Source organism: Ensifer sp. D2-11 (assembly GCF_054161295.1).
The window spans coordinates 1,547,045-1,573,517 of the sequence record NZ_CP096433.1; the positions used below are offsets into that span (position 1 = coordinate 1,547,045).

Annotated in this window: 29 protein-coding genes, 1 tRNA gene and 1 pseudogene; 18 read left to right on the forward strand and 13 right to left on the reverse strand. The window is 60.9% G+C overall.

All coding sequences use genetic code 11. The features are described from left to right. The first annotated feature begins 87 nt into the window (after positions 1-87). Positions 88-384: a hypothetical protein gene (locus M1D34_RS07510; RefSeq protein WP_498781457.1), complete on the forward strand. Its 297-nt coding sequence runs from the start codon at positions 88-90 to the stop codon at positions 382-384. Positions 385-428: 44 nt separating this feature from the next. Here M1D34_RS07510 and M1D34_RS07515 read toward each other — a convergent pair whose 3' ends face one another. The 4 genes from M1D34_RS07515 to M1D34_RS07530 form a co-directional block, all read right to left on the reverse strand. Continuing rightward, a complete protein-coding gene (locus M1D34_RS07515) occupies positions 429-617 on the reverse strand; it encodes a hypothetical protein (RefSeq protein ID WP_498781459.1) in 189 nt (62 codons plus the stop codon). An 83-nt stretch (positions 618-700) separates the two neighbouring features. Next, positions 701-790 (reverse strand) — tRNA-Ser (locus M1D34_RS07520). Between the two features lie 253 nt (positions 791-1,043). Beyond that, positions 1,044-1,304 (reverse strand): hypothetical protein, encoded by a 261-nt coding sequence (locus M1D34_RS07525; protein WP_003528309.1) that lies wholly within the window; start codon positions 1,302-1,304, stop codon positions 1,044-1,046. Positions 1,305-1,364: 60 nt separating this feature from the next. Next, positions 1,365-1,580: a hypothetical protein gene (locus M1D34_RS07530; protein WP_498781462.1), complete on the reverse strand. Its 216-nt coding sequence runs from the start codon at positions 1,578-1,580 to the stop codon at positions 1,365-1,367. Between the two features lie 450 nt (positions 1,581-2,030). On the opposite strand from M1D34_RS07530, the gene M1D34_RS07535 reads away from it, so the two are divergent. Genes M1D34_RS07535 through M1D34_RS07550 form a run of 4 tightly spaced genes read left to right on the forward strand, consistent with a single transcriptional unit; the run spans position 2,031 to position 6,072 of the window. Beyond that, positions 2,031-3,071 (forward strand): septal ring lytic transglycosylase RlpA family protein, encoded by a 1,041-nt coding sequence (locus M1D34_RS07535; RefSeq protein WP_003528312.1) that lies wholly within the window; start codon positions 2,031-2,033, stop codon positions 3,069-3,071. 56 nt (positions 3,072-3,127) lie between these two features. Continuing rightward, on the forward strand, positions 3,128-4,282 hold the full coding sequence (locus tag M1D34_RS07540; RefSeq protein ID WP_010969340.1) for a D-alanyl-D-alanine carboxypeptidase family protein: 1,155 nt from the start codon (positions 3,128-3,130) through the stop codon (positions 4,280-4,282). 57 nt (positions 4,283-4,339) lie between these two features. Beyond that, positions 4,340-5,044: a dTMP kinase gene (gene tmk, locus M1D34_RS07545; RefSeq protein WP_003528315.1), complete on the forward strand. Its 705-nt coding sequence runs from the start codon at positions 4,340-4,342 to the stop codon at positions 5,042-5,044. Then, positions 5,041-6,072 carry a DNA polymerase III subunit delta' gene (locus M1D34_RS07550; protein ID WP_015007511.1) on the forward strand — a complete coding sequence of 344 codons (1,032 nt, stop codon included), beginning with the start codon at positions 5,041-5,043 and terminating at the stop codon, positions 6,070-6,072. The genes tmk and M1D34_RS07550 overlap by 4 nt, the downstream gene beginning before the upstream one ends. Before the next feature lie 73 nt (positions 6,073-6,145). Here M1D34_RS07550 and M1D34_RS07555 read toward each other — a convergent pair whose 3' ends face one another. Continuing rightward, the gene (locus M1D34_RS07555) at positions 6,146-6,481 is read right to left on the reverse strand and encodes a pyrophosphohydrolase domain-containing protein (protein ID WP_318853737.1); all 336 of its coding nucleotides are present in this window, start codon (positions 6,479-6,481) and stop codon (positions 6,146-6,148) included. 230 nt (positions 6,482-6,711) lie between these two features. On the opposite strand from M1D34_RS07555, the gene metG reads away from it, so the two are divergent. From metG to M1D34_RS07575, 4 genes are all read left to right on the forward strand, one after another. Then, the gene (gene metG / locus M1D34_RS07560; protein WP_498781466.1) at positions 6,712-8,262 is read left to right on the forward strand and encodes a methionine--tRNA ligase; all 1,551 of its coding nucleotides are present in this window, start codon (positions 6,712-6,714) and stop codon (positions 8,260-8,262) included. 14 nt (positions 8,263-8,276) lie between these two features. Beyond that, positions 8,277-9,056: a TatD family hydrolase gene (locus M1D34_RS07565; RefSeq protein ID WP_498781468.1), complete on the forward strand. Its 780-nt coding sequence runs from the start codon at positions 8,277-8,279 to the stop codon at positions 9,054-9,056. 1 nt (position 9,057) lies between these two features. Next, a complete protein-coding gene (locus M1D34_RS07570) occupies positions 9,058-9,894 on the forward strand; it encodes an MBL fold metallo-hydrolase (RefSeq protein WP_498781470.1) in 837 nt (278 codons plus the stop codon). Positions 9,895-10,297: 403 nt separating this feature from the next. Further along, positions 10,298-11,671 (forward strand): ISNCY family transposase, encoded by a 1,374-nt coding sequence (locus M1D34_RS07575; RefSeq protein WP_498781472.1) that lies wholly within the window; start codon positions 10,298-10,300, stop codon positions 11,669-11,671. A gap of 291 nt (positions 11,672-11,962) precedes the next feature. Here M1D34_RS07575 and M1D34_RS07580 read toward each other — a convergent pair whose 3' ends face one another. Beyond that, positions 11,963-12,685 carry a hypothetical protein gene (locus M1D34_RS07580; protein ID WP_498781474.1) on the reverse strand — a complete coding sequence of 241 codons (723 nt, stop codon included), beginning with the start codon at positions 12,683-12,685 and terminating at the stop codon, positions 11,963-11,965. 237 nt (positions 12,686-12,922) lie between these two features. Between M1D34_RS07580 and M1D34_RS07585 the strand changes: the two genes are divergently transcribed. Continuing rightward, complete coding sequence (locus M1D34_RS07585; protein WP_013844456.1) at positions 12,923-13,315, forward strand: GFA family protein; 393 nt, start codon at positions 12,923-12,925, stop codon at positions 13,313-13,315. A gap of 27 nt (positions 13,316-13,342) precedes the next feature. On the opposite strand, the gene M1D34_RS07590 is transcribed toward M1D34_RS07585, so the two are convergent. Next, on the reverse strand, positions 13,343-14,860 hold the full coding sequence (locus tag M1D34_RS07590) for a winged helix-turn-helix domain-containing tetratricopeptide repeat protein (RefSeq protein WP_192925697.1): 1,518 nt from the start codon (positions 14,858-14,860) through the stop codon (positions 13,343-13,345). 126 nt (positions 14,861-14,986) lie between these two features. Here M1D34_RS07590 and M1D34_RS07595 point away from each other — a divergent pair, with 126 nt between their 5' ends. Then, positions 14,987-15,199: a DUF1127 domain-containing protein gene (locus M1D34_RS07595; protein WP_003529627.1), complete on the forward strand. Its 213-nt coding sequence runs from the start codon at positions 14,987-14,989 to the stop codon at positions 15,197-15,199. 11 nt (positions 15,200-15,210) lie between these two features. Beyond that, entirely contained in the window at positions 15,211-16,377 is a 1,167-nt protein-coding gene (locus M1D34_RS07600; RefSeq protein WP_013844453.1) for an MFS transporter, read from the forward strand. On the opposite strand, the gene M1D34_RS07605 is transcribed toward M1D34_RS07600, so the two are convergent. Beyond that, the gene (locus tag M1D34_RS07605; protein ID WP_010969328.1) at positions 16,374-17,129 is read right to left on the reverse strand and encodes an SDR family NAD(P)-dependent oxidoreductase; all 756 of its coding nucleotides are present in this window, start codon (positions 17,127-17,129) and stop codon (positions 16,374-16,376) included. The genes M1D34_RS07600 and M1D34_RS07605 overlap by 4 nt on opposite strands. Positions 17,130-17,297: 168 nt before the next feature. Here M1D34_RS07605 and M1D34_RS07610 point away from each other — a divergent pair, with 168 nt between their 5' ends. From M1D34_RS07610 to M1D34_RS07635, 6 genes are all read left to right on the forward strand, one after another. Further along, positions 17,298-17,879 carry a L,D-transpeptidase gene (locus M1D34_RS07610; protein WP_153313696.1) on the forward strand — a complete coding sequence of 194 codons (582 nt, stop codon included), beginning with the start codon at positions 17,298-17,300 and terminating at the stop codon, positions 17,877-17,879. A gap of 189 nt (positions 17,880-18,068) precedes the next feature. Continuing rightward, positions 18,069-18,209 (forward strand): hypothetical protein, encoded by a 141-nt coding sequence (locus tag M1D34_RS07615; RefSeq protein ID WP_003529619.1) that lies wholly within the window; start codon positions 18,069-18,071, stop codon positions 18,207-18,209. A 161-nt stretch (positions 18,210-18,370) separates the two neighbouring features. Then, positions 18,371-18,955, forward strand: coding sequence for a hypothetical protein (locus tag M1D34_RS07620; protein ID WP_127638373.1), 585 nt, complete (start codon positions 18,371-18,373; stop codon positions 18,953-18,955). A gap of 133 nt (positions 18,956-19,088) precedes the next feature. Next, complete coding sequence (locus tag M1D34_RS07625; RefSeq protein WP_010969325.1) at positions 19,089-19,676, forward strand: protein-S-isoprenylcysteine O-methyltransferase; 588 nt, start codon at positions 19,089-19,091, stop codon at positions 19,674-19,676. A 9-nt stretch (positions 19,677-19,685) separates the two neighbouring features. Continuing rightward, entirely contained in the window at positions 19,686-20,471 is a 786-nt protein-coding gene (locus M1D34_RS07630; RefSeq protein WP_127638372.1) for a hypothetical protein, read from the forward strand. Beyond that, entirely contained in the window at positions 20,468-21,352 is an 885-nt protein-coding gene (locus M1D34_RS07635) for an SDR family NAD(P)-dependent oxidoreductase (protein ID WP_127638371.1), read from the forward strand. Before M1D34_RS07630 ends, M1D34_RS07635 begins: the two co-directional genes overlap by 4 nt. 340 nt (positions 21,353-21,692) lie before the next feature. Here M1D34_RS07635 and M1D34_RS07640 read toward each other — a convergent pair. From M1D34_RS07640 to M1D34_RS07660, 5 genes and pseudogenes are all read right to left on the reverse strand, one after another. Beyond that, positions 21,693-22,515: pseudogene (locus M1D34_RS07640) on the reverse strand (transporter substrate-binding domain-containing protein). A 449-nt stretch (positions 22,516-22,964) separates the two neighbouring features. Then, positions 22,965-24,095: a tRNA guanosine(34) transglycosylase Tgt gene (tgt, locus tag M1D34_RS07645; protein WP_003529609.1), complete on the reverse strand. Its 1,131-nt coding sequence runs from the start codon at positions 24,093-24,095 to the stop codon at positions 22,965-22,967. Continuing rightward, positions 24,096-25,178: a tRNA preQ1(34) S-adenosylmethionine ribosyltransferase-isomerase QueA gene (gene queA, locus M1D34_RS07650; protein WP_003529606.1), complete on the reverse strand. Its 1,083-nt coding sequence runs from the start codon at positions 25,176-25,178 to the stop codon at positions 24,096-24,098. A gap of 176 nt (positions 25,179-25,354) precedes the next feature. Then, complete coding sequence (locus tag M1D34_RS07655; RefSeq protein WP_003529604.1) at positions 25,355-25,864, reverse strand: peptidylprolyl isomerase; 510 nt, start codon at positions 25,862-25,864, stop codon at positions 25,355-25,357. Between the two features lie 25 nt (positions 25,865-25,889). Then, complete coding sequence (locus tag M1D34_RS07660) at positions 25,890-26,462, reverse strand: peptidylprolyl isomerase (protein WP_010969321.1); 573 nt, start codon at positions 26,460-26,462, stop codon at positions 25,890-25,892. Positions 26,463-26,473: the final 11 nt, after the last annotated feature.

Here is a 26,473-nt window from a genome sequence, read left to right on the forward strand (position 1 = left end):
AGGGGCTTTTTCTGTGATGCGGACAATCATTCATCGGCGGTTCAGGCTCCAAGGTCCAATTTCGTTGGCACCGAGGAGGATACCTTCATGAGCAAGTTCATATCCGCTCTCACAGGCGTAGTTCTTGCTACGTCTTTCGCCTTGCCGGTGACGGCTGCGCCCATCTACGCGCCTCAGCCGGCGCAAGTGCAGACGGGTTCTGTAGAGCAGGTCAACCATCGACGCAATTGGCGAGACAACCACTGGAACAGGCGACACGCTTGGCGTTCGTGCCGTTACTACGGCAGGTGTTACCCCCGCCATGACTATGGCCGGGACTACGGCTACAGCGGCGATTACCGCTACGACCGTCGACCAAGCGTCAATATCTATTTGAATTTTTAGCGGCGGCCGGAGCCGGATTTGCGAGTGCAGCGCTCCAGCAGCCCTCAATGCACCGGCCCACTTCGCCGCTTGATATAAAGCAGGTTCAGCAGGTCGACTAGATCGTCGGCCTGCTCCATTTCCAAGCCGACCTGCTCCACGTCATTTACGCGCGCCGGCAAGCCCGTGAAGATATCGAACACCGTCCACGTGCCGTCGTCTTCCTGGCGGAGATTATAGCGATTCTCTGACACGGTTGGTTGCCTCAGTACCGTTAGGTAAACGGTTATGATAGCCGTCTTTATAATCTAGAAAATACAACAAAAACAACGAGGTATGGCGGACAGGGTGGGATTCGAACCCACGGTACGGTTTCCCGTACGCTGGTTTTCAAGACCAGAGCCTTAAACCACTCGGCCACCTGTCCATGCCGGTGCCATACGCGATTCTTCGCGGCTGACATTTTTGGTTTTTGCGCACGCCAAAATGCGGTGAGTTTCGTGAAATTCGTTTCCGAGTTCTCGATAGACCGGCGATCGCTACCGGGCTTGCTGCCCATTCACCAACGGCTGGCTTTTTAGCAGCTTTGATCGCAGCGTCAACTTGCTCCGGAGCATTTGCGTGCATTCCAGGCGTGCCGCGCCGGCAGAGAATCGGGTGCTGTCGTGGATCCCTGATGATCATTGTATGCGACGGTTGAGAATTATCCTGAGGCGGGGGCTGGTCCGGTCGCGGCCGGATTGTTCATCCAGTCGTTCCTCCGGCGCAAATGGCGGCCAGTCGAAGTCTTCGTCAAGCGCGTCTCTGGCCTGCAGCCCATCGAGGCGATGGAGCAGGGCGATGATCATCTCGCGGTCGCTGATGCCGCTGCCGGGCGCCAAATAGGCGAACAGGTCCCTGCGACAATCCTCTATGAGCATTCTCATCTTCTCGGTGTTCATGAGCGTCCTTCCGAGGGTGCACTTGGCCGCATACGCCCATGACACGGTTGTGGGCCATCGTCACGGGCGCTGTCCGGTGTCAGGCGCTGCAGTCAGACTTCCGTCGCCTGCCCGGGGGACGTCGTACGCCGCGACGTTCCGACTTCTGCCCTCCAGAAGCGCCGCTCCGGCAAGCAGATAAACGGCAATCGCCAGCACCGACAGGAGCATTACGCCCAAGGGCAGGCCGGTTGCCGCCCGTCGCTCCGGCGGCCCATAATCGTCTCTATCGTACATTGCGATATCCTCTCGGACGCCGGGCGGAACACGGGCAGCACGCCAACCGGTAACGGAGCCTCAGAGTTGCACCGACGGGAAGCTTCGGCCAGCTCTGAGGCCGCCGCACCCCGCGGCTGACGAGCCGTGCGGGTGCTTATTACGATATGTGTCGGCAGGGATACCCGGCAACGGGTTTAGGACCTTTGGCAGGCTCTCTCGGACTATGGTCCAGCGGCTCATTTACGTTCCGTAAACCATAGCGAGCGTTTTTTGGCGCCCCTTCGTCCTCCGGTTCGCAATTTCGCCTTGTTGTTGTCATGATTGTTCGACTGTTCCGTTTCGGGACGGCGAAATTCTCGCGGGGGGAATTACTGCACGATTGCGCCGATCCTTGCGCGTCCGGTCGGAAGCGTGAGCGCTGCAGGAGCGGAATTCGGGTGTGGCTTTGCGAATGATCTTGTGGGACAGATGACATCCAATAACGGTGCGGCATATCTTGTGAGGGGGCTCCGTCTCGCAGCGGTTCCGTTGCTTTGCGCGGTGCTTGCGGCCTGCGGATCGACATCGAGCGTCAAGAAGACCAAGTCGCGGAGCAAGGAATACTTCGCGGAGTCCGTCTATGGCGTCAAAGCCAGTCCCAGGGTCGCTACCGGAAACAACATCCCGAAGGGCGGCGGCCGCTACCAGGTAGGCAAGCCCTATCAGGTCAAGGGCAGGTGGTATCAGCCGAAGGAGGATTTCGGCTACAACAAGAGCGGGATGGCCTCCTGGTACGGGTCGGCCTTCCATGGCCGTCTGACGGCAAATGGCGAGGTCTACGACAAGCATCACCTTTCGGCCGCTCACCCGACCTTTCCGCTGCCGAGCTATGCGCGCGTGACCAACCTGGAGAACGGCACGTCTGTCATCGTGCGTGTCAACGATCGCGGCCCCTATGAATACGGCCGGATCATCGACGTCTCTTCGAAGACCGCCGACCTGCTGGACATCAAGCGCAAGGGCAGCGCCAATGTCCGCGTTCAATATGTCGGTCGTGCGCCGCTCGAAGGCAATGACATGCCCTACCTCATGGCTTCGTACGTCAGGAAGGGCGACCGTGGCCCGAGCGTGATGCCGGAAGGGCAGATCGCCTCAGGCGTGATGGTGGCTTCCAACGAGCCGCTGCGCGACATGGTTCCGAATCTCCGCGCCGTCCCGGTTCCGAATAAATCGATGCTCGATGCCGGCGTGCCGGTGAACGCGCTCGCCAAACCGGCGCAGGCCCCGGCGGCAACAAGCGCCTTCGGCGAATTCGTCGTTCTGCCGCAGATAGGGCCCATGCCGACGTCGCGCCCGCAATTGATCCCGCTGCCGGACGGCAGCATGGCCTATGCCGCGGCATATGTCGAAGTCCGCGTCAGCGACAAGCCTTCGCCCTTCGAGGCGATCATGGTCGATCGCAATCCGCTGACACCCGATTCCATCCTCGCCTATGCGAAGCGCCAGCACCGAAACGCCGACTCGCGCTGATGCCGGTTGAAGAGGGCTTTTCGCGCTGATATGCCCATGAAGAACCGGAGTTTCTCATGCGCATGAAGTGGCTTGCGGTCGTAGGTTTCCTCGCGGCCGTCGTTTCGGGGCAAGCGGTCGCCCAGACGCCCGCCTTCGACACCAAAGCGAAGCAGATATATCTCGTCGATGCCGAAACGGGCACGGTGCTCTTTTCACGCGACGAGGATGCACCCGTCCCGCCTGCCTCGCTCGCCAAGCTCATGGCGATGGAGGTGGTTTTCGAGGCCCTGGATAAGGGCGAACTGACGCCCGAGACGAGTTTCGAGGTTTCTGAACACGCGTGGCGTACAGGCGGGGCCCCCTCCGGCACGTCAACGATGTTCGCCGCGATCAAATCCAGGATCCGCGTTGCGGACCTCATCCAGGGCGCAACGGTGCAACTCGCGAACGACGCATGCATTGTCCTAGCTGAGGGAATGGCTGGCAGCGAGGCTGCTTTCGCCGAACTGATGACCAAGCGGGCACGCGATCTCGGGCTGCCGGTCGCCACCTTCAAGAATGCCACGGGGCTGCCGCATCCCGAAAACAAGGTCACGATGCGCGAACTCGTCGCCCTTACGCGGCACCTATACGAGGCGCACCCGGATTATTACCGGCTCTATTCGCAGCCGGAATTCGAGTGGAACAAGATCCTTCAGCGCAACAAGAACCCTCTAATCGCCGCGAATGTCGGCGTCGATGGGTTGGCGACCGGCTTTGCGGAGGGTTTCGGCTTCTCGCTCGCCGTCTCGATGCAACGCGGCGACCGCCGCGTCTATCTCGCGATGGGGGGCCTCGAGAGTGAAAAGGAGAGAATCGAGGAGAGCCGCAGGGTCCTGGATTGGGCGATGACCGCTTTCGAGAAACGGCGCATCTTCGCCGATGGTGAAACCATCGGAGAGGCGAGCGTCTACGGCGGTGCGGATTCCCGAGTGGCGCTCGTGGCGGGCAGCCCGGTCGACGTTCTGCTGCCGGTCAAAAATCCTGAACGGCTGACGGCACGCATCGTCTACAAATGGCCGCTCAACGCACCCGTCGCTGCCGGTCAGCAGGTCGGCGTCGTCAAGCTCTGGAACGGGGACAAGCTGCTGCGGGAAGTTCCCGTGAAGACGGCGAGGGCGGTCGAGCCCGGGACGCTCACGAGCCGGGCGATCGACGCGCTGCAGGAACTGCTGTTCTTCTGGCTGTGACAAATGCGCGTCGCGACGGTTCCTTCCGCCGGACCGATCGGCTAAACAGGGACGATAATGCACGCCGATCCGGGAATTGAAGTGTCGCTGGCCAAGGGTTTTTTCATAACATTCGAGGGGGGAGAGGGGGCCGGAAAGTCGACCCAGATGCGCCTTCTTGCGGAAGCGCTGAGCGCGCGCGGCTACCGCGTGCTCACCACGCGCGAGCCGGGAGGCTCCGTGGGCGCCGAAGCCGTTCGCCACGTGCTTCTTTCCGGCGCGGCCGAGTCCTTCGGAGTCCGCATGGAGGCGATCCTCTTTGCGGCCGCACGCAGCGATCATGTCGAGGAGGTGATCCGGCCGGCGCTTGAGCAGGGAACGATCGTCCTTTGCGATCGGTTCATGGATTCCTCGCGTGTCTATCAGGGCGTGACGGGCAATCTGGAACCGGCTTTCGTCGAGACCCTGGAACGCGTTGCGGTGAACGGTGTCATTCCCGACTGCACCATCATCTTCGACCTTCCCGCTTCGGTCGGGCTGGAGCGCGCCCGCCGCCGCGCCGCAAACGACAGTCCCGACCGATTTGAAAAGGAACAGCTGGAGACGCATGAAAAGCGGCGCGAAGCCTTTCTCGATATTGCTGCGGCCGATCCGGAGCGTTGCCGCGTCGTCGATGCCAACCGTCCGCCGACCGCGATCGCTGCCGAAGTATTGAGTCTCGTCGAGGCGCTATTGCCCCTCGAGGGCAAGCCGCAACCCTCCAATGCGGAAGCGACGTCATGACCGCGGAGCAGCCAGGTGTGCTGGAGGGGGCGCTTGCTCCCGCGACGAACAGCAAGCTCTTCGGTCATCAGGAGGCGGAAGCCTTTCTCGCGCAGAGCTACAGGTCCGGAAAGGGGCATCACGCGGTCCTGATCGAAGGGCCGGAAGGGATCGGCAAGGCAACTCTCGCCTTTCGCTTCGCCAATCATATTCTGAGCCATCCGGATCCGGCAGACGCCCCCGAAAGGCTTGCCGACCCTGATCCAGCCTCGATGGTCACGAGACAGCTTGCTTCGGGCGCATCGCACAACCTCCTGCATCTCGCGCGCCCAGTGGACGAAAAGACGGGCAGGGCGAAGGGCGCGATCACGGTCGACGAGGTTCGCCGCGCCGGCAAGTTCTTCGGCCAGACGTCGGGCACCGGAAACTGGCGCATCGTCATCATCGATCCGGCCGACGATCTCAACCGCAACGCCGCCAATGCCATTTTGAAGATGTTGGAGGAGCCGCCGCGCCGTTCGCTGTTCCTGGTGCTCACCCATGCGCCGGGAAAACTCCTGCCGACCATCCGTTCGCGTTGCCTGCCTTTGCGGCTGAAGCCTCTGGATACACAAGCCCTGCGCCAGGCACTTGCGCATCTCGGGCTCGATCTCGCCGGTCCTGACGCCGAACGGGTCCTCGCCGCGGCGAGCGGCAGCGTTTCGGAGGCGCTGAAGCTGATCAACTATGGCGGACTGGAGATCGCCGGGGCTTTCGACGACATCCTGGCAGGGCAGGGACCGGCCGCCCGCAAGAACATGCACAAGCTCGCTGACGTTCTTTCGGGAAAGGACAGCGAGACGATTTTCGATTTCTTCTCGTCGCTGCTGTCGGGACGCATCATGCAGCTGGCGCGCGAAGCGGCGATCGCGGGCGACGTGGGCAGGGCCGAACGGTTCGCGAGACTCTCCAGCATCGTTGGCGAACGCATGGCGGTGAGCAATGCCTACAACCTCGATCGCAAGCAGACCATCCTTTCCTTGCTCGACGATCTCAAAGAGGCTCTATAGGCAATAGGGAATGAGGAAAAGTGTGCGCGGTTTTCCGCGCATCCCGCGCCTCGACTTAATGAAACGATCACGTTCATGATTTTAGGTCGGTCCGGGCCTGGTCATCACGACTAGGCGCGAATTTCCATTTTCGCTCTATCGCCGCAGCGAGATCGATGTCGTTGTGGTGGGCGAAGAGCAGGACATGACCCAGAATATCTGCCGTTTCGTCGGCAAGCGACTGCTGCAGCGTGTCCGGCGGGGCCTCCCGATTGCGCCCGCGGCCGGTTGCATTGTTCCATGCCTGCGTCAGTTCCCCCACCTCTTCCTGCAGTTTCAAGATATACCAATCCGGGTCACGTCTGATCGCATGCCTGGCCGCATAGATCGCGGACGCTTCCTCGAATTTTCGTTTGAGTTCGCCGAGCACGCACGCCTCCCTGAAGCACTTCCAGGACACGGTCTTCCGTCCCGGAAGGGCGTAGTGTGAAATGATCTAGTTGTTTTTGTTTTGTTCCCGTTTTCCGCTCCTGTCAACCGGGACCGATTCCCGGCGAGGTCACGCGACGGAGGGCTTTTTCTTGCCCCGGCAGTTTCCTACCTGAAGCCTATGCGCTAATAGCACCCTTAGTTCCGATCCCGAGGATATCGAAGCCCGCTATGAGAGATACGTCCCCGTTCTACATCACCACCGCGATTTCCTATCCGAACGGCAAGCCGCATATCGGTCATGCCTATGAACTGATCGCGACGGATGCAATGGCACGCTTCCAGCGGCTCGACGGGCGCGAGGTCTTCTTCCTGACCGGGACGGACGAACATGGACAGAAGATGCAGCAGACGGCGAAGAAGGAAGGAATTTCGCCGCAGGAGCTTGCCGCCCGCAATTCGGCCGAGTTCCAGAACATGGCGCGGCTGCTCAACGCCTCCAACGACGATTTCATCCGCACGACCGAACAGCGCCACCACGAGGCATCGCAGGCGATCTGGATCCGCATGGGCGAGGCGGGCGACCTCTACAAGGATTCCTACGCCGGGTGGTATTCCGTTCGAGACGAGGCTTACTACCAGGAGAACGAGACGGAGCTGCGCGGCGACGGCGTACGTTACGGACCGCAGGGAACGCCCGTGGAATGGGTGGAGGAAGAGAGCTATTTCTTCCGGCTCTCCGCCTACCAGGACAAGCTCCTGAAGCACTACGAGGAAAATCCCGACTTCATCGGCCCGGCGGAACGGCGCAACGAGGTCATCTCCTTCGTCAAGTCGGGCCTGAAGGACCTCTCCGTCTCGCGCACCACATTCGACTGGGGGATCAAAGTTCCGAACGATCCCTCCCATGTCATGTATGTATGGGTCGACGCGCTCACCAACTACGTCACGGCCACCGGCTGTCTGACCGACCCGACGGGTCCGCGGGCGAAGTTCTGGCCGGCGAACATCCACGTCATCGGCAAGGACATCATCCGTTTCCACGCCGTCTATTGGCCGGCATTCCTGATGTCGGCCGGCCTTCCGCTCCCCAAGCGCGTCTTCGCTCACGGCTTCCTGCTCAACAAGGGCGAGAAGATGTCGAAGTCGCTCGGCAACGTGGTCGATCCGTTCAATCTGGTCGAGCACTTCGGTCTCGATCAGATCCGCTATTTCTTCCTTCGCGAAGTCTCGTTCGGCCAGGACGGCAGCTACAGTGAGGAGGGGATCGCGACCCGCATCAATTCCGACCTCGCCAACGGCATCGGCAATCTCGCCAGCCGTTCCCTGTCGATGATCGTCAAGAATTGCGACGGCCAGATGCCGCTCTGTGGTCCGCTGACGGACGAGGACAACGCGATGCTCGCCGCCGCCGACTCGCTGATCGGCACCGCACGCGAAGAAATGGGCAAACAGCTCATCCATCGCGCACTTGCGGCGATCATCGCTGTCGTGTCCGAGACTGACCGCTACTTCGCAGGCCAGGAACCCTGGGCGCTGAAGAAGAGCGATCCGAGCCGCATGGCAACGGTGCTCTACGTCACGGCGGAGGTCGTTCGCCAAGTCGCGATCCTTCTGCAGCCCTTCATGCCGGAATCGGCGGGAAAACTCCTGGATCTCGTCGCCGTCCCGACCGACCGCCGCGATTTTGCGCATCTCGGCGAAGCCGGGCGCCTCGTCTCCGGAACGCCGCTCGAAGCACCCAAGCCGGTCTTCCCGCGCTACGTCGCGCCGGAAGCCTGAGTGAAGACGAAACCATGTTGATCGACACCCATTGCCACCTGGATTTTCCGGATTTCGAGGCCGAGCGCGACGCCATCATCGAGCGCGCGCGCGAGGCCGGCGTGGGGCAGATGGTGACGATTTCGACCCGGGTGAAACGATTTGACACGATCCTCGCGATCGCCGAGAGATATCCGAACGTCTTCTGTTCCGTCGGCACGCATCCGCATAATGCCGATGAGGAACTGGACGTGACGGCCGACGATCTCGTTCGGCTCTCCGCCCATCCCAAGGTCGTCGCGATCGGCGAGGCGGGGCTCGATTATTTTTACGACAACGCGCCGCGCGACGCGCAGGCGGAGGGCCTGAGGCGGCATATCGCGGCAGCGCGAACAACCGGACTGCCGCTCGTCATCCATAGCAGGTCGGCCGACGACGATATGGCTGCCATTCTAACCAAGGAATCGGGGAAGGGCGCATTCCCCTTCCTTCTCCATTGCTTCTCGTCCGGCCCGGACCTCGCCCGGATCGGCGTCGAGCTCGGCGGCTATGTGTCCTTTTCGGGGATCCTGACTTTCCCTAAATCCGAGGAACTGAGGGACATCGCCATGACGGTCCCGCGCGATCGGATGATCGTCGAGACGGACGCGCCCTATTTGGCGCCGAAGCCGTTCCGAGGCAAGCGCAACGAACCGGCCTACGTGGCGCACACGGCCGAGGTGCTGGCGCAAGCCATCGGGGTCTCCAGGGAGGAGATTGCCGAAATCACGACCGAAAACGCCTTCAGGATCTTCTCGAAGATGCCGAGGCTTTGAAATGGCGTTTCGGCGGGCCTTCACCGTTCTGGGCTGCGGCTCGTCGCCGGGCGTGCCGCGCATCACCGGTGATTGGGGCGCCTGCGATCCGTCGAACCCCCGCAACCGTCGCATGCGGGCGGCCCTGCTCGTAGAACAGTTTGCGCCGGACGGCGGCAAGACGACCGTCGTGATCGACACCGGCCCGGATTTCCGCGCCCAGATGATCGCGGCGAATGTACGCCACATCGATGCCGTGCTCTACACCCATGCCCATGCGGACCATCTGCACGGGATCGACGATCTGCGCGGTTTCGTCATCGAAAATCGCAGGCGCGTGCCGATCTGGGCCGATGCGTTCACGATGGCCCGTATTCGCGACGGCTTCCGCTATTGTCTGGAGTCGCCGCCAGGCAGCGGCTATCCGCCGATCGTCGAGCCCTATGTGATTCCCGACGACCTGCCGCCGTTGACCATCCATGGAGCCGGCGGGCCGATCTCGTTCGAGCCGCTGATGCAGTTTCACGGCAACGTCCATTCGCTCGGCTTCCGCATCGGCGATTTTGCCTATTGCAGCGACGTCAGCGACTTTCCGGTGGAAACGGTCTCGAAGCTCGGCGGGCTCGATCTGCTCGTCATCGACACGCTGCAGTACAAGTTTCACCCGAGTCACTTGTCCCTGGTGCAGTCGCTCGTGTGGATCAACCGTCTGCAGCCGAAGCGCGCCGTACTCACGCATATGCATGTGCCGATGGATTACGAAACCGTATGCGGCGAGACGCCGGATCACGTCGAGCCGGCTTACGACATGATGCGCCTGGAGTTCGATATCGACCGGCCGACGGTGGATGACGCATAAAGTCTCATATCAGCGATTTTCTCTAAGGCACTGATCCGATGCGGCTTACATCGGCTCTAAGTCATGTCGAGATTCATCTTATGACGCCGGTTGCTGCGAGATGGATGATGACGTTTCTCCTCGTCCTCATCTCTGTGCTTGTCACAGAGATGAGAGCAGCGCCGCGTCTGCGGTGCGGGAAGAGTTCTTTCAGCCCAAGGACTTGGTCTGGCTGGATCCCTGTGACAAGCACAAGGGATGAGGAGATCAAACAAGCCGCGGCGGGTATCCCGAATCTCGACAGGCCTTAGTTCCATAATCTATCTTATGCGACGAAAATATGTAGCCGCAAAGTTAAACTGTCCTGTTTCTGCAAAGTTGGAATGTCACTCTCCCCGGGTTTTGATGACCTGGGAGATTGCGGATGGGATTGATTGCGATGAGCGAGCGTGATCTGCAGCGGATTGAGGTTTTGTCGAAAGTGATCGCCGGGCGCATGACGTTGGTTTCGGCGGCGCATGTGCTTGAGCTGAGCACCCGCCAGGTTCGCCGATTGCTGAAGCGGATTGAGACGAGCGGCGCGGCGTCGATCCGGCACAAGGCGATTGGCCGGCCATCGAACAATCGGATCAGCGACGGTGTTCGGGATTATGCAGTGACGCTCGTTCGCGAACGCTATGCGGACTTTGGTCCGAGCTTGGCAGCAGAGAAGCTTGCTGAACGCGATGGGTTGCGGGTATCGCGCGAGACGCTGCGCAGCTGGATGGCGAATGCCGGACTTTGGTTGTCGCGCAAGCAGCGACGGACGTTCCATCAGCCACGATTGCGACGCGAGGCCTATGGCGAGCTGGTGCAGATCGACGGGTCGGAGCATCGCTGGTTTGAGGATCGCGGGCCGCCGTGCTCGCTTTTGGTGTTCGTCGATGATGCGACGGGCAAGTTGATGCAGTTGCGGTTTGTGCGCTCGGAAAGCGCGTTCACTTACTTCGAAGCGCTGGCGCTGTACCTTAGGCATCATGGGGCACCTGTCGCCTTTTACTCCGACAAGCATTCGGTGTTTCGGGTGGCGAAGAAGGATGCCAAGGGTGGCCAGAGCATGACTCAGTTCGGGCGTGCACTTTGCGAGCTAAACATCGAGATTCTTTGCGCAAATTCCAGTCAGGCCAAAGGTCGCGTAGAGCGGATGAACCGGACGCTGCAGGATCGCCTGGTCAAGGAATTAAGGCTGGCGGGTATCGACGACATGGAGGCTGGCAATGCATTTCTGCCTGGCTTCATAGAGCACTACAACGCGCGGTTTGCGATCGTCCCTGCCCGACCCGATGATCTGCATCGGCCAATGAATCTGGCGCCCGATCGGCTCAACGAGATCCTGTGCAAACGCGAGCAGCGCTATGTCGGATCGCAGCTGACGTTTTCGTTCGAGCGCCAGCGGATCATGCTTGAGGAGACCGAGGTGACGCGCGGTTTGGCTGGTCGCTATGTCGAGACCTATGCCTATGCGGATGGTCGATTGGACGTGCGGTGGAAAGGCCATTGCCTGCCCTACCGGGTGTTCGATAAGAACCAGCGGGTGACGCATGCGGCGATCACCGAGAACAAGCGGCTGGGTGATGTCCTGGCCTACATCAAGGAACGTCAGGAGCAGCAGACGAAGCCGGCCGTGAAGACGAACAGCGAGAAGATTGGCTACAAACCGCGTGGCCGCAAGCCGGGTAAGCGGACGGATTTCACGAACGATCCAGCGGTCATTGCCCGACGGCGACAAGCGCTCTCTGAGCTCGATGCGGCGGAATGATCCGCCATCGCAAGGTCTCAAAGCTAAAGCCGAAGGGTGCCCTTCACCCGCCCCCTCCCTTCCCTTGCAACCCGATCCAGCCGGTCCGGTCGGGGGCTTGCCTCAGTGCCAGTGGGGATGTCGCGTGTCGCATTTCTAAATGGTTGGTGACGCACTCAAAGTGACATTTCAACTTTGCCCAACGGCGGACATTTCAACCTTGCCGCCACAAAATATGTAGCCGGGTACATTCTATTTCCAAGTGCGACATGCCAATAAAAACAATGAGCCTTGAGGATTTTTGCATGTGTCTCAAGAGACGGTAATCTCGGCTTGGGTGTCGGATTCCAACTCTAAACAGGCCCCCCATAGAGGTGTTTTGTAATAGGTACCGTCCTGCAGAAATCTTAGCCCTTCGCGCTCTTCCCGCAGCAATCCCAGCCAGCACAGGGGCCGCATGATGTCGTGGCGGAACTCCGCTCTGACCATTGAAGCTTGCGTCACTGAGTACGACTCGCTCGGGTATAACTCGTTCACCAGGTCATCCAGCGAACAGCCCTTTCTCGCCTTGATATTGATAAGATTGAGAAAGACGTGCCACCACCGCATCCGCTCCCGCACATCGTCCTGTGCCTGCCCGTAGTCGATATAGGCATAAAGATAGTCTGTCGCGATCTGATCGAAGAAGGTGTGGGGTCTTGCGAGAAAGTCCCGACCGCGTTTGGTGGGAAGCAGTCGGTCTTTGTTTCGCCGCACAAGCCTCAGGTGCTTGAGCATGTCGCGGACCACCCAAAGCGGCGGCATATCAGCTTCGTTCAGAACCTTGCTGATGCTGTACAGATCCTCCGACGTGTAGTCGGGCCAATCGAAGTGAACGGCGGCCCAGTGCACGAACTTGCGGTTCATCGCACCAGACGCAGTCAGGCCGATGCCTCCTTCGGTGTCGGCATAGGATACGGCCATGACCATGCCGCGAACCAGTGGTGACATGGCCACTACATCGACGTCGGCAACGAGCTCAATTTCTGGAAGCATTGCGCGCTCCTGGCGTATCCGGTGGTATGAATTCATCCGGAACCATCTCCCAAGAGCGAGGTGATTGAAACTCCAAAATGCTAAGCATTGGATGGCCCCTCACCCGACCCACCTGACCTTGCAAGCCGGACCAGCCCGTCACATTCTACATGGGCCAGATAGAACTGCGACAAGCCGCGTCGCTCGTGGCGCTGGTCAACGTCAACGCTGGACCGCTTGATTCGAAGGAGACGCAGTATGGATCGATTCCCAGGCGGTTGCCTGTGCGGCAACGTGCGATTTGTGGCGACGGGACGACCATACCGGGTAGGCCTCTGCCATTGTCTCGACTGCCGCAAGCATCACGGGGCCCTTTTCCATGCGTCCGCCATTTTCCCTGAGAACTCTGTGACGATCGATGGCGAGACGCGCGATTACGCCGGTCGGCATTTCTGCCCCCGCTGCGGCTCGACCGTCTTCGCACGCAGCGGAGACGAAATCGAAGTGAACCTCGGATCCTTGGACGCCCCTGATCAATTGATGCCGACCTACGAAAGCTGGACCGTCCGCCGCGAATCCTGGCTGCCGCAGTTTCCCCTCAAGAGACGATACGAGCGGGACCGTGACGAAACGAGTCGCTTCGAGGAATAGGCCGCACGAACGAACGATCGATTCGCGTCACTCCGGAAGGCCCGCCTTACGGTAGCCGTCGACAAAATGCGCAAGCGTCGCAGCGTCGCGGAACGGCTCCGTATCCGCCCAGTGGCGGGTTGTAAAATGCGGGTTGCCGACGAGGAACAGTTCGACCTCCGCGCGCGCCTCGTCGAGCCGGCCCAGTTGGGCAAGGCTTGCCGCCAGGAAACGTCGCGAGCTGGTGCGATAAGTCTCGTCCCGGCGCAGTGTCTCGACGGCGGCTTCGTATTCGCCGGCGGCATATTGCGCCTGGCCGAGCGTCAGATAGTACCAGCTTGCCGGAAACGGGTTCAGCCGGAACGCCTTGCGGATGTGCTCAAGGCCCTCCTCCACCCGCCCGGCCAGGACCGCGATGTCGGATAACGTCGCCCAGGTATCGGCCTCGTTCGGATCGAGCTCGATCGCCTTGGCGAATTCCGCATCCGCCTCGGCGAAGCTGCGCTCATAGGCAAGCAGGTTGGCCAGCACCCAGCGGCAACCGGCATCGTTGGGATCGATCGCCACGGCTTTGCGCGCCAGCTCCAAGGCAACGCTACGGTTGGGTTCGACCGGTTCGCCCCAATGCACCCATCTCATCCAGTGGTTCATGGCGAGCCAGCGATAGGCCTCGGCGTATTCCGGATCGAGCGAAACCGCGCGCGTGAGCATCAGATGCGCTTCCCGCGCCGTCTGAGGCGAATCATCGATCAGCTTGCGCGCCCGCACGCAGAGATCGTAGGCCTCGAGATTCTTGGGGCGGTTGCGCGGCGGCTGTGGGCGCAGCCGGCCGAGCAACGCCTCCACGATCTTGCCGGTGACCTCGTCCTGAACGGCAAAGATATCTTCGAGGCTGCGATCGAAGCGTTCCGCCCATAGATGATTGCCACTCACCGCATCGACCAGCTGTGCGTTGATGCGCACGCGCCCCGCGGCGCGTCGTGCGCTACCCTCCAGCAGATAACGCACGCCGAGGTCCTCAGCGATCTCGCGCACGTCCCTCGCCTTTCCTTTAAAGGCAAAGGCCGAGTTTCGCGCGATGACGAACAGGCCGGAGATCCTGGACAGGTCGGTGATCAGGTCTTCGGTCAACCCGTCCGCGAAGGATTCCTGCTCCGGATCGCTGCTGAAATTAACGAAAGGCAACACGGCTATCGATGGTTCGTTGGGCAGCGGCAGTGGACTTCGCTTCGCGCCACCGGCCTTTTCGACAGGCCCCGTGAAGCGGTAGCCGACCCGCGGAATCGTGGCGATCCATTCGCCGCCGTCGGGGGGCGCACCAAGCATCTTCCGCAGTTGCGCGATCTGGACGGTGAGGTTGCCTTCCTCCACCGCCCTGCCCGGCCACGCCGCATCCATCAGCTCGGCTTTTCCCAGGATCTCACCAGGCCGCCCGACGAGCGCCTCAAGCAGCTTCAGCCCGCGATAACCGACGGCAACGGGCTCATCGTTCCGAACGAGCGTTCCCGCACCCGGATCAAGGACGAACGGACCAAAGACGAAGCGCGATCCCTGCATAGGGCGCATCTATAGTCCGTTTGGGAATTTTTGAGAACTTTTTGGAAGAGCTTAATTACCACGCTGTCCGCATCGCGCAGAATTCATCCTCTTTCGGGTCGAGGGCTCTGCCCCTCAAACCGTGTGGAGGTTACCATGAACGATATCCCCTCCGTTGTGACGGAAACGCCGCGTCGGCCCTACCGCCCCGCCACAATTCGAAGCATTATCGCGACCTGGGACGAGCGGAAGCGCTTTCGCTGCGAACTTGAGCAAAAGTTGAAGGACGATCCCCATTTGATCAGCGATATCGGTCTGACGAAGCTTGAGGCCGAGGCGGAGATCGCCAAGCCCTTCTGGCAAGTATAAGGCGAGTCTGGATGACGGCTGAAAGCACGACATTATCGCGACAGGACCAGATCCCGTGGGCCGCTATGGCCGGCATCATCGCGACCGTCACGGTGTTCGCCGTGGCACAGGGGCTGACCTATCCCCTGCTCAGCTTCATTCTGGAGCGGCAGGGGACGACGCCTGGCCTGATCGGCTTGTCGGCGGCGATGACCCCGCTGGGTTTCATCGTATCCGCCCTCTTCATTCCGGCACTGGCGCGGCGCGTGGGCGGGGCGCGGCTTGCGATCTTGTGTTCGGGCCTGGCCGCGCTCACGCTGATCGCGATCGGCTGGACGCAGGAGGTCTGGGCCTGGATGCCGCTGCGTTTCCTGCTCGGGTTCTTCGCCAATCCGCTGTACGTGATCAGCGAGACCTGGCTGCTCTCGATCACGCCCGCGCGGCGGAGGGGCCGAATCATGGGCCTCTATTCGTCGATCGTCTCGGGCGGCTTCGCCATCGGCCCGCTCTCGCTCGGTCTGGTCGGCACGCAAGGCTGGCCGCCCTTCATGGTCGGCATCGTGGCCTTCCTTCTCTGCGGTCTGATCGTGCTTGCGGTCGTGCCGCACCTGCCGAAGATGCCACATGAAGGCGAGGCGACATCGGTCGGCGGCTTTTTCGCACTGGCGCCGCTCCTCTTGTTCGCGGTTTTCGCCGCAGCCGCCTTGGAGCAGACCCTGCTTTCCCTGTTCGCGGTCTATGGCGCGGCGCTTGGCAGCACAGAAGGGCGTATCGCCTCGCTCATCACCTGTTTCATCGCAGGCAACGCCGTGCTGCAGATATTGCTGGGACGGGTGGCCGAACGATTCGGGTCGCTGCGGACCATGATGCTCTGCGCCTTGGCTTCACTGGGTGGCTGCCTGCTGCTGCCGGCGATCTTCGAATCATGGCTCATCTGGCCGCTCTTTTTCGTCTGGGGCGGGGCCTCGTTCGGCATCTACACCATGTCGCTGATCCAACTCGGCGAGCGATTCACGGGTCAATCCTTGATCGCCGGCAACGCGGCCTTCGCCTTCGTATGGGGCATCGGCGGCATCGTGGGCTCGCCCGCGACAGGACTGGCGATGCAACTGATCGGACATCAGGGGCTGCCATTGTCCCTTGGCCTGCTTTGCTTTGTGCTGGCGGTGTTTCTAATCCCGCAGCTCAACAGGCCTTAATGCGCCGTAAAAGCTCCGTCGACCGGATGATAGCTGCCGGTGATGAAGCTCGCCTGTTCCGACAGCAGGAAACAGACGAGAGCCGCGACTTCCTCCGGTTTTCCCCGCCGGCCGAGCGGCTGCAGCGCTTCCAGGCGTCGTGTCTTCGCCAATTCCGAATGTCCCGACAGAAGCGGCGTTTCGATCCAGCCGGGGCCGACCGCGTTGATGCGAATCCCCATTCTTGCATATTCGATCCCGGCCGCCTTGGTGAGCCCCACCACCCCGTGCTTGGCGGCGGTGTAGGCGGACGCGGTAGGCAATGCAACCGCACCGAGAATCGAGGACATGTTGACGATGGCGCCGCCGCCCTTTCCGAGCATGGCGGCGATCTCGTATTTCATGCAGTAGAAGACGCCGTTCAGGTTGACTTCGATCAGCCTGCGCCAATCTTCGAGCGGGTAGTCCGCGGTCGCTTGGCGCGGGCCCTCTATGCCTGCATTGTTGACCGCAAGATGCAATCCGCCGCATTCCCGCACGGTGAAGGCGACCATTTGCTCTACCGCCCCCGCGTCGGTGACGTCGACGGTGAAGTCTCGCGCCCTGCCCCCGGCAGAGCGAATCTCGGCCGCGACGCTGCGCGCCGCATCGGCGTCGCGGTCGGCGACTATCACTTCCGCACCCTCGCCGCCAAGTTGCCTGGAGACGGCGGCGCCGATGCCGGAACCCGCGCCGGTCACGATTGCGATTTTTCCTTCCAGGCCGAGTTTCATCGTGCCGCTCCTTGTCTCCGCTGCTTCCCCGAACCAGTCGATCAGACGCCGGTTCCGGTCGCAAGAGGTTTCATCCTTGCGGTCGTATCCGTTGCAAGGCTTGGCCGACACGCGCTTGGGTGTTAAACACGAAATCGTAGGGACTCACAATTTACTCAGCAGGTGAGAATGGAGAAGGATCGCATTACGCGCCGGGTACTCGTGCTGGGTAGCCTGGCTCTCTTCGCCTCTGGCTGCAGTTCGTTGCGCTCGGCGGACAGCCCGCAATCAGCCAGGACCCGTATAGACCCACGATACCGCAGGCAGGAGGTCGCCTATTATGGCGGCGAATCGCCTGGAACGATCGTCGTCAATACGGAAGAACGTTACCTCTATTATGTTCAGGGAGGCGGTTCGGCGATTCGCTACGGGATCGGCGTAGGCGAGGAAGGCCGCACCCTCAAAGGCCGGGCGAAAATCGGCCGCAAGGCGGAGTGGCCCTCCTGGACGCCGACTGCAAACATGATTCGCCGCAAGCCGCATCTGGCGCAATATGCCGGCGGAGTGAGCGGAGGGCTGCATAACCCGCTTGGGGCCGCCGCGCTCTATCTCTATCAGGGCGGAAACGACACCATGTTCCGGCTGCACGGGACGAATGAGCCCTGGACGATCGGCCAGGCCGTATCGAGCGGTTGCATTCGTTTGACGAACGACGACATCGTCGATCTCTACAGCCGCACCCCGGTGGGTGCGACCGTGCTGATCATTTGATGGCGTTTTCCGTTACATTTCGGTATAAATGACTAAGCCCCGTGTGTTCCGACGCGGTTGATAACCCGGTAACCATAAAGCGGTTATCAACTGTGTCCTTTCTGCACTAGGCCCCGGCGCAAATCGCCACTATTACTTGAAGTGTTGCCTTCGATAACCCATTCCGACTATTGAGGAAAGGACTACTTGATGAGCCGAATTCTAGTTGTGATGATTGCGTTGCTTTCTGTTGCCGGCCTCACCGCGTGTGATACGATCGGCAAGGGTAAGGGTAAGGCCCCGCCGCCTGCTGCCGTCGATACGGTAGAACCGGCGCCGGTATACAAGTAACAGTGACTTTGCGCCGTGGGAGAGCTCAACGACCGCCCTCCCACGGCGCGTTATTCAGGCTAGACCGGCTGTGAGACTGACGGCATAGTACGCGTCAAGAACTCCAGAGAGCCGGCCCGAGGTCTGGATTGTCAGACTCGGAAGACAATCTAAGTGGTGTGATGACGCTTGCACGAGGCCGCATATCCCTTGTGATCTTGGTCGCACTGGCAGCAGCTGCATGCCAGACACAAGACAAAAATCCCGAACCCCGCTACGTTTCCAGCAGCCTGAAAGGGCCGGCGAAACTCGAATCTCAAGCGAGAGAGCAGGGATATTTCATCGAATTTCGCTCCCGCTACGCGCTGAGCTATGGCCACACCTACGTTATCTACGGGCGCACGAACAAGTCTGGTGCGGTCGTTCAGCGCCAGGTTGCCGGCCTTGCACCGGCTACGCTTGATCCGACACCGTATGTCCTTGGCCATTTCGTGCCCGTTCCGGCTGAAACCGGCGCGAGCGACGGTGACCTTGAGGAAGAATACCGCTCGGCAAGCTGGCGCGTCATGCTGACGCAGGCGGAATACAACAAGGTTGCGGCTTTCATCGACAAACTGAAAGCCAAGTCGAAGTTCTGGCACGCGTCGCTCTACAACTGCAACGCCTTCGTGGCCGAAATCGCCCGCTCCATGGGCTATAAGACACCCGGCATCTGGCTTAGGCCGCAGGAATTCATTACAAGGCTTCGGGAGATGAACGGAGGTTGAGAGGCGACGGGCACAGAGCTCGCGATCCAACCGTCACCGTTCGAAATAGAATCACGCTGCGAAGCATCGGCTGAAGAAGGTTCCCGCCCGATCGTTGACGCCAGGCGCAGGCTAAGGACTTGGGGAACTAGACATGTCGGTATCCTCCATCGGCGAGATCGCCTGGGTGCTCGGAATCGTTGCCTGGTACTTCATTCGCCGCCCTTATGAACGCCGCGCGAAGCGCGTGCGTGTCGTCAGCCACCGCCGCTCAACCTCCGAAAAGCTGGGCCTGGCGGCGGCCCTGCTTGGCCTCGCGATCATTCCCGCTTTTTATGTCGCTACCGGGATCCCGGAGGGGGCCGACCACCCTGCCCGGCTCTGGGCCGTCGTGCTCGGTGCCGTGATTTTCTGTCTGGCCATGTGGGTCTTTCGCAGAACCCACAAGGAACTCGGTCGCAACTGGTCGATCACGCTCGAGATTCGCGACAAGCACGAACTGATTCGCCGCGGTCCTTACGCCCTGGTCCGCCATCCCATGTATACTTCGTTCCTGCTGATGGGCGTAGGCCAGGCGTTTCTTTTGCCGAACTGGGTCGCAGGGCTGGCGGGTCTTGCCGGTTTCGCGGTCCTCTTTCTTCTGAGAGTGGACAAGGAGGAACGCATGATGATGGAAATGTTCGGCTCCGAGTATCGCGACTACATGGCGGACACCAAGCGGATCATTCCTTACATTTACTAGAGGTGCATGATGCGAGGCCGAGCCCTCAAGCTTTCAGCGTCTCGGCGCCTGGTCGGGGATCTCATGCGATTTTCGATGAAGGTGCCGCGGGTGAGCGTGCAGCGGCGGATGAATCTCGGGCCGTTGCTCGAGGCCAGAACATCGCTTGAAAGCAGGCCATCCTGGACGGCGCTCTTCCTAAAAGGATACGGCCTTCTCGCTCAGGAGACGCCCGAGTTGCGGCGCGCTTACGTCAAATTTCCCAGACCGCAGCTATACGAATATCCGGGAAGCATCGCTTCCATCGCGCATGAAAGGGAGCACGAGGGCGAACGAATCGTGCTGCTGACGACGATCAAGAATCCGGAGCGCCGTCCGATCGCGGAGCTGGGGTCCTTGATGCAGACGGCGCGAACCAGTCCCGTGCTGGAGGTCAAGGAATTCCGGCGCGCCCTGAAGATCGCCCGCCTCCCCGGTCCGATCAGATGGCTTCTCATGTGGCTCGGATTGAACATCGGCCGGCAAAGGGCGCGCCGTTTCGGTACATTTCAGCTGTCGGTCTATTCGGGCCTCGGCGCGGAATCGCTCAACCCCCTCACGCCGTTAACCTCGCTTCTCAATTACGGCCCGATCGACAACGATGGCTCGGTCACCGTGCGCATCCACTATGACCACCGGGTCATGGATGGCGCCAACGTCGCGCGTGCCCTCGAGCGGTTCGAGAGGATATTGAACGGCGAAGTCACCGCGGAGCTGGAAGGGCTTGCATCCGGGCGCGACGTAACCGCTGCGGCAGGTTCCGGAGCGGCGCGATGAGGCCGGGCGATCAACTTCGTCCCGCTGTCGTCGTCGTCGGTGCCTCCCGGGGAATCGGCAAGGCAATCGCCGAAGTGGCCGCGAGGGATGGTGCACCGGTCGTACTGGTGGCGCGTTCGGAAGTGGCGCTGGCGGCGGCCGCCGACGATATCCGGAACGCCGGAGGCGAGGCGTTCACGGTCCCGCTGGATTTCCTGGCTGATGATGCGGCGCTCGGTCTCGAGGACTTCCTGTCCGCAAACGGCCTGTTCTGCGACGTACTCGTCAACAGCGCCGGTTATGGATTGCGCGGCGGCGCGACGGTCCTGCCGCTCGATGAACAGCTCGGCCTCGTCGACCTCAACATCCGCGCCCTTACCGAACTCACCTTGCGCCTCCTGCCGGGCATGGTCGCGCGCCGTCGCGGCGGCGTCATCAATCTCGGTTCGGTCGCGAGCTTCACGCCGGGTCCGTATATGGCGCTCTACTATGCCAGCAAGGGCTTCGTCCGCTCCTTTTCGGAAGCGCTGCACCAGGAACTGCGTCACACGGGCGTGACCGTCACTTGCGTGGCGCCGGGCCCGGTCTCGACGGAATTTCTGGCAACCTCAGGCGCCAATCGCGTGGCACTGTTCAAGATCTTGCCCAAGCTTGAGGCGGGCTATGTCGCTGAAAAGGCGTGGCGCGGCTTTAAAACAGGCCGCCGCCTCGTCATACCCGGCCTCTCGGCCAAGCTGACGATCCTGTTGGCGGCGCTGGTGCCCTCCGCGATCATGCTGCCCCTAATCGGCCGATTGCAGCGCAGGAGCAAGGATCCGTGCCCCTGCGGCTCCGGCAAAAGTTTCACGTCGTGCTGCGGTGCCCGCGGAAATTCGCTCGAAACCACCACGCAAAGTCGGTAGAGAAGCATTCGCGGAATAGGAGCGGCCACGAAACATCGCCCTCTCCGATGACGTCGAGTCGTTATGGTCTCTGAATATAGACATTAAAAAGTTTCAATATCTTATTGATATTCAATCTCAATCTTCGATAATCCCCTCTAGCTAAGTCCAGGGAGGAAGCACGTCCCGGCAGGAAAACTGCTACGGCGATCAGCTGATTTCCAGATCCGAGACGTCCCATGGACGACGAGCGGCCTTTCCTTGACACGGGGAAGAACAAAGGCACCGGTTCCAGAAAGACCGAATGCTCTGTCTCCGCCTCACGGATTAGGCGTCTCCGAAGCCACTCTTCGCAGCGTTATCAGTCCTTGCTGTAGTCAGCGCCGTACCATTTGGTCGTCAGTTTTCCAAGCGTGCCGTCAGCCTTCATCGCTTTGATGATTTCGCCGATCCTAGCGGTCCATTCCGAGTCGCCCTTATCGGCAATGACGACCGCAGGCGACCGAAAGGGATACACGCCCTCGAGGATACGAACGGGATAGCCGTTTCTGACTGCATTCTGGGCGGTCTGCTCGGGGGCGATGACAGCGTCCAATCGAACCCCGTTTCCAAGACGCAGGTCATCGAAGGGCATCATTGAATCCGGAAACGTGCGCACTTCGCCCGGTTCGAGATTGTATTGGACCGGCGGCAAGCCCGGCGCATCGATCTCCAGGCGACGGTTGATGAAGTCCTCGGATGCCGTACCTGTTTCGACGCCGATAATCTTACCATCCAGATCCTCTTCCGATTGAATGCTGCTCTCGGCATGAACGACGTAGACATAAGGGCTGTAAATAATAGATTCCGGCGAAATCGATGACCTCTGCCCGCGCCTTGGTTGGAGCAACGGAACCGACCCCGAGGTCGAAACGTCCCTGCCAGTGGCCTCCCGTCATGGTTGCCCATTCCGGGGTTTCGAAACGTACATTCGCGCCCAACCGTTTGCCGATTTCATTGGCGACATCGATGTCAAAGCCGACAAGGACGTTGTTCTCATCGAGAAAACCCTGCGGAGGCCAGCCGACATTGGTGGCGACGACCATCTCTTTTCTTTCAATGACGCGATCAAGCGTTGAGCCTGCCATTGCCGAACTGCAGAATATAAACAGCGATACCGATGCTATAGCTAACACTCTTTTCATGTTGTCTCCTACCCCCCGTTGAACGGTCAACAATGCCCCGGACGTTTTTTGCTGGGATAGTTCTACAAGCGGACGACCTCCGCAAACCTATTTATTAGAATTCTGCTATCGGAATTTCCGATTCCGACTTCCAGAATAGTGCGATAAACTCAGATTGCTGAAATGAAACCATCGCCGCCGGCAAGCTCATTTCGTTTCCGTCGGTGGAGGTCGTCGGCGACGACGTGGCTCAGGAGGCGCATAACTTTCGGGCGCGCAGATTGCCGTTACCGGCTCAACGGCGTGGTCGTGGTTGAGGCGGCGACAGCCGTGGCCTCTATCCTTCGGCAGAACGTTGTGTGCAATCGTCGCTCGACTGCGCGGCGTCGGACGGACATTCCTATGAATGTTAAAGGGATGGAGCATTCCCGCGAACCCGAAAAAGAATGGGAATGCTCTGGCCGTGAAGCTCACACCGGTGGCAGATCGCCGCGTTGCCAGCCTTCCATGGTCTCCGCCATGAAATCGGTATAGCGTCCTTCTTCGATAGCCTTGCGGATGCCGGCCATCAGCTCCTGATAATAGGCCAGATTGTTCCAGCTGAGCAGCATGCCGCCGAGCGATTCGTTTGAACGAATCAGGTGGTGCAGATAGGCGCGCGAATAGTCGCGAGTCGCCGGACAGGAAGACTGTTCGTCGAGCGGGCGCGTGTCTTCCGCGTGTCGGGCGTTGCGCAGATTGATGCGGCCGTAGCGCGTGAAGGCGAGGCCATGGCGTCCGGAGCGGGTCGGCATGACGCAGTCGAACATGTCGATCCCATGCGCGACGGACTTCAGGATATCGTCCGGCGTCCCGACGCCCATCAGATAGCGCGGCTTGTCGGCCGGCAGGACGGGGCAGGTCACGTCCAGCATGCCGAGCATGACCTCCTGCGGCTCACCGACGGCGAGACCCCCGACGGCATAGCCCTTGAGGTCGAGATCCCTGAGTGCCAGGGCCGAGCGTTCGCGCAGTCTGGGAATGTCGCCGCCCTGTACGATCCCGAACATCGCCTTGCCAGGCTGATCGCCGAAGGCGACCTTGCAGCGCTCCGCCCAGCGCAGCGACATTTCCATCGCACGTTCGATTTCGTCGGGTTCCGCCGGCAGCGCCACGCACTCGTCGAGCTGCATCTGAATGTCGCTGCCGAGCAGGCCCTGGATCTCGATCGAGCGTTCCGGCGACATGTGATAGAGCGCGCCATCGACATGGCTCTTGAAGGTCACGCCCTGTTCGTTGAGCTTGCGCAAGCTCGACAGCGACATGACCTGGAAGCCGCCGCTGTCGGTCAGGATCGGACGTTCCCAGCGGATGAACTTGTGCAGCCCGCCAAGCCTGGCGACCCGTTCGGCGCCCGGGCGCAGCATCAGGTGATAGGTATTGCCCAGAATGATATCGGCGCCCAGATCGCGCACCTGGTCGAGATACATCGCCTTGACCGTGCCGACGGTACCGACCGGCATGAAGGCAGGCGTACGGATCGTCCCGCGGGGGGTCACGACTTCGCCGCGGCGCGCATTGCCGTCAGCCGCAAGCAGTTTGAATTGGAACGTCTCGGTCATTTAATCTTTCCGGAAGAGCAGGCTCGAATCGCCGTAGGAATAGAAGCGGTAACCCGTTGCGATCGCGTGGGCATAGGCCGCGTGCATCGTTTCGAGCCCCGCAAACGCCGAGACCAGCATGAACAGGGTCGATTTCGGCAGGTGGAAATTGGTCATCAGCATATCGACTGCGCGAAAGCGATAGCCCGGCGTGATGAAAATCCCGGTTGCGCCCGACCAAGGACGGATGTTCCCGTCTTCGGCGGCTGCGCTCTCGATCAGCCGAAGCGATGTCGTGCCGACACAGACGATGCGGCCGCCGCGTTCGCGCACGGCATTGAGCTTCGCAGCGGTCACCGGGTCGACGTGGCCGATTTCCTCGTGCATCACGTGGTCGGCGGTATCGTCTGCCTTGACCGGGAGGAAGGTTCCCGCACCTACATGCAGCGTGACGAAATACCGTTCGATCCCGCCTTCGTCGAGTTTGGCGAAAAGGCGGTCGGTGAAATGCAGCCCTGCAGTCGGCGCGGCTACCGCCCCCTCCTCGCGCGCATAGACGGTCTGGTAGTCGGTCCGGTCCTGCTCGTCGTCGGCACGCTTGGATGCGATGTAAGGCGGCAAGGGAATGTGTCCGACGGCCATGATCGCCTCATCGAGCGAGGGGCCAGAGAGATCGAAGCGAAGCGTCACCTCGCCGGCATCGCCTTTTTCCTCGACCACGGCCTCCAGCGAACCGAGCAGGCAGGCATTGCCGCCATGTCCGAAGCTGATCCGGTCCCCGGGCTTCAATCGGCGGGCCGGGCGGGCGAAAGCTTTCCAGCGACTGGGTGCAACCCGCATATGCAGCGTCAGCGACACGGGCGTGCTTATATCCTCACCCCGGTAGCGAACGCCTTCGAGCTGCGCCGGTATGACCTTGGTGTCGTTGAAGACCAGCGCATCTCCCGGCCGCAGGAACGACGGCAGATCGAGGACGCCGCGATCTTCGAGAACCGGTGCGCCGTCGGGGCGAACGACGAGCATGCGGGCGCTATCGCGCGGGCTTGCGGGCCTCAGCGCAATGGAATTTTCCGGCAGGTCGAAATCGAACAGGTCTACGCGCATCTATGGTATCAATTAAAAGCAAACCCGCCCCGGCGGCTCGCGCGATCGGGGCGGGCAGGTCAGTGCGCTACAGCGCCGCGCGTCTGACAAGACGCGCAAAGGCCGTAGCACTTCGAACCGCTGCATGTTCCGTCCTTGGATCGGGGACGATCCAAGGAAACATGCAGTAGCCCAGATCAGGCGTCGGCGGCAACCCGCATCGAAACGATGGTATCCGGATCGCGGACCGGTTCGCCGCGCTTGATGTTGTCGATATTCTCCATTCCTTCGACGACCTGGCCCCAGACAGAATACTGCTTGTTGAGCCAGGGAGCATCGGTGAAGCAGATGAAGAACTGGGAATTGGCCGAGTTCGGCATCTGGCTGCGCGCCATGGAGCACGTTCCGCGCACGTGTGAAACATCGGAGAATTCGGCTTTCAGGTCCGGCTTGGAGGAGCCGCCCATGCCCGCACGGGACGGGTTAAACTGCTCGCCGCCGGTCTTGCCGTATTGCACGTCGCCGGTCTGGGCCATGAAATCCTCGATCACGCGGTGAAAGACCACCCCGTCATAGGCGCCTTCACGCGTCAGCTCCTTGATGCGGGCGACATGGCCCGGAGCCACATCCGGCCGCAGCTCGATCACCACCCTGCCCTTTGTGGTTTCCATGATGATCGTGTTTTCCGGATCCTTGATCTCGGCCATGATTCTTCTCCTTCTGTTTTCAGTCTTACCTGCCGACCTTAACGCTGATCATGCGGTCTGGATCGGCGACGGCACCATTATTGGCGTCATCGCCGAGCTTAATCTTGTCGACATTCTCCATGCCTTCGACGACCTTGCCGACGACCGTGTATTGGCCGTTGAGGAAGTCACCGGGCGCGAGCATGATGAAGAACTGCGAGTTGGCGCTGTCGGGATCCTGCGCGCGGGCCATTCCGACGGTGCCGCGCTCGAAGGGAACGTCGGAGAACTCGGCCGGAAGGTTGGGCTTGGACGAGCCGCCGGTTCCGGCGCGGTCGCCCTGGAAACCGTCCTTCATGTCGCCGAATTCGACGTCGCCGGTCTGGGCCATGAAGCCCTTGATGACACGATGAAAGGCGACATTGTCATATTCGCCTGCCGCGGCCAGTTCCTTGATCTGCTGGACGTGCTTCGGGGCGATATCCGGGCGCAACTCGATGACGACGGGGCCGTCCTCGAGCTGAACCGTCAGGATATTTTCGCCGGACTGCGCCAGCGCACCTCCCGTGAAGGCGGCGAGCGCCAAGGCTCCGGCAACAGCGAATTGGAGAATCTTCATTGGGACTCCTT

Coding starts and splice junctions, on each gene's coding strand:
- M1D34_RS07660 (WP_010969321.1), bottom strand. CDS start 26,462: ATGAAGATTCTCCAATTCGCTGTTGCCGGAGCCTTGGCGCTCGCCGCC.
- M1D34_RS07590 (WP_192925697.1), bottom strand. CDS start 14,860: ATGCGCCCTATGCAGGGATCGCGCTTCGTCTTTGGTCCGTTCGTCCTT.
- M1D34_RS07600 (WP_013844453.1), top strand. CDS start 15,211: ATGACGGCTGAAAGCACGACATTATCGCGACAGGACCAGATCCCGTGG.
- M1D34_RS07615 (WP_003529619.1), top strand. CDS start 18,069: ATGAGCCGAATTCTAGTTGTGATGATTGCGTTGCTTTCTGTTGCCGGC.
- M1D34_RS07550 (WP_015007511.1), top strand. CDS start 5,041: ATGACCGCGGAGCAGCCAGGTGTGCTGGAGGGGGCGCTTGCTCCCGCG.
- queA (WP_003529606.1), bottom strand. CDS start 25,178: ATGCGCGTAGACCTGTTCGATTTCGACCTGCCGGAAAATTCCATTGCG.
- M1D34_RS07565 (WP_498781468.1), top strand. CDS start 8,277: ATGTTGATCGACACCCATTGCCACCTGGATTTTCCGGATTTCGAGGCC.
- M1D34_RS07510 (WP_498781457.1), top strand. CDS start 88: ATGAGCAAGTTCATATCCGCTCTCACAGGCGTAGTTCTTGCTACGTCT.
- M1D34_RS07595 (WP_003529627.1), top strand. CDS start 14,987: ATGAACGATATCCCCTCCGTTGTGACGGAAACGCCGCGTCGGCCCTAC.
- M1D34_RS07620 (WP_127638373.1), top strand. CDS start 18,371: ATGACGCTTGCACGAGGCCGCATATCCCTTGTGATCTTGGTCGCACTG.
- M1D34_RS07580 (WP_498781474.1), bottom strand. CDS start 12,685: ATGCTTCCAGAAATTGAGCTCGTTGCCGACGTCGATGTAGTGGCCATG.
- M1D34_RS07575 (WP_498781472.1), top strand. CDS start 10,298: ATGGGATTGATTGCGATGAGCGAGCGTGATCTGCAGCGGATTGAGGTT.
- M1D34_RS07630 (WP_127638372.1), top strand. CDS start 19,686: ATGCGAGGCCGAGCCCTCAAGCTTTCAGCGTCTCGGCGCCTGGTCGGG.
- M1D34_RS07570 (WP_498781470.1), top strand. CDS start 9,058: ATGGCGTTTCGGCGGGCCTTCACCGTTCTGGGCTGCGGCTCGTCGCCG.
- M1D34_RS07655 (WP_003529604.1), bottom strand. CDS start 25,864: ATGGCCGAGATCAAGGATCCGGAAAACACGATCATCATGGAAACCACA.
- M1D34_RS07635 (WP_127638371.1), top strand. CDS start 20,468: ATGAGGCCGGGCGATCAACTTCGTCCCGCTGTCGTCGTCGTCGGTGCC.
- M1D34_RS07625 (WP_010969325.1), top strand. CDS start 19,089: ATGTCGGTATCCTCCATCGGCGAGATCGCCTGGGTGCTCGGAATCGTT.
- M1D34_RS07605 (WP_010969328.1), bottom strand. CDS start 17,129: ATGAAACTCGGCCTGGAAGGAAAAATCGCAATCGTGACCGGCGCGGGT.
- M1D34_RS07585 (WP_013844456.1), top strand. CDS start 12,923: ATGGATCGATTCCCAGGCGGTTGCCTGTGCGGCAACGTGCGATTTGTG.
- M1D34_RS07525 (WP_003528309.1), bottom strand. CDS start 1,304: ATGAACACCGAGAAGATGAGAATGCTCATAGAGGATTGTCGCAGGGAC.
- tmk (WP_003528315.1), top strand. CDS start 4,340: ATGCACGCCGATCCGGGAATTGAAGTGTCGCTGGCCAAGGGTTTTTTC.
- M1D34_RS07540 (WP_010969340.1), top strand. CDS start 3,128: ATGCGCATGAAGTGGCTTGCGGTCGTAGGTTTCCTCGCGGCCGTCGTT.
- M1D34_RS07530 (WP_498781462.1), bottom strand. CDS start 1,580: ATGTACGATAGAGACGATTATGGGCCGCCGGAGCGACGGGCGGCAACC.
- metG (WP_498781466.1), top strand. CDS start 6,712: ATGAGAGATACGTCCCCGTTCTACATCACCACCGCGATTTCCTATCCG.
- M1D34_RS07610 (WP_153313696.1), top strand. CDS start 17,298: ATGGAGAAGGATCGCATTACGCGCCGGGTACTCGTGCTGGGTAGCCTG.
- tgt (WP_003529609.1), bottom strand. CDS start 24,095: ATGACCGAGACGTTCCAATTCAAACTGCTTGCGGCTGACGGCAATGCG.
- M1D34_RS07535 (WP_003528312.1), top strand. CDS start 2,031: ATGACATCCAATAACGGTGCGGCATATCTTGTGAGGGGGCTCCGTCTC.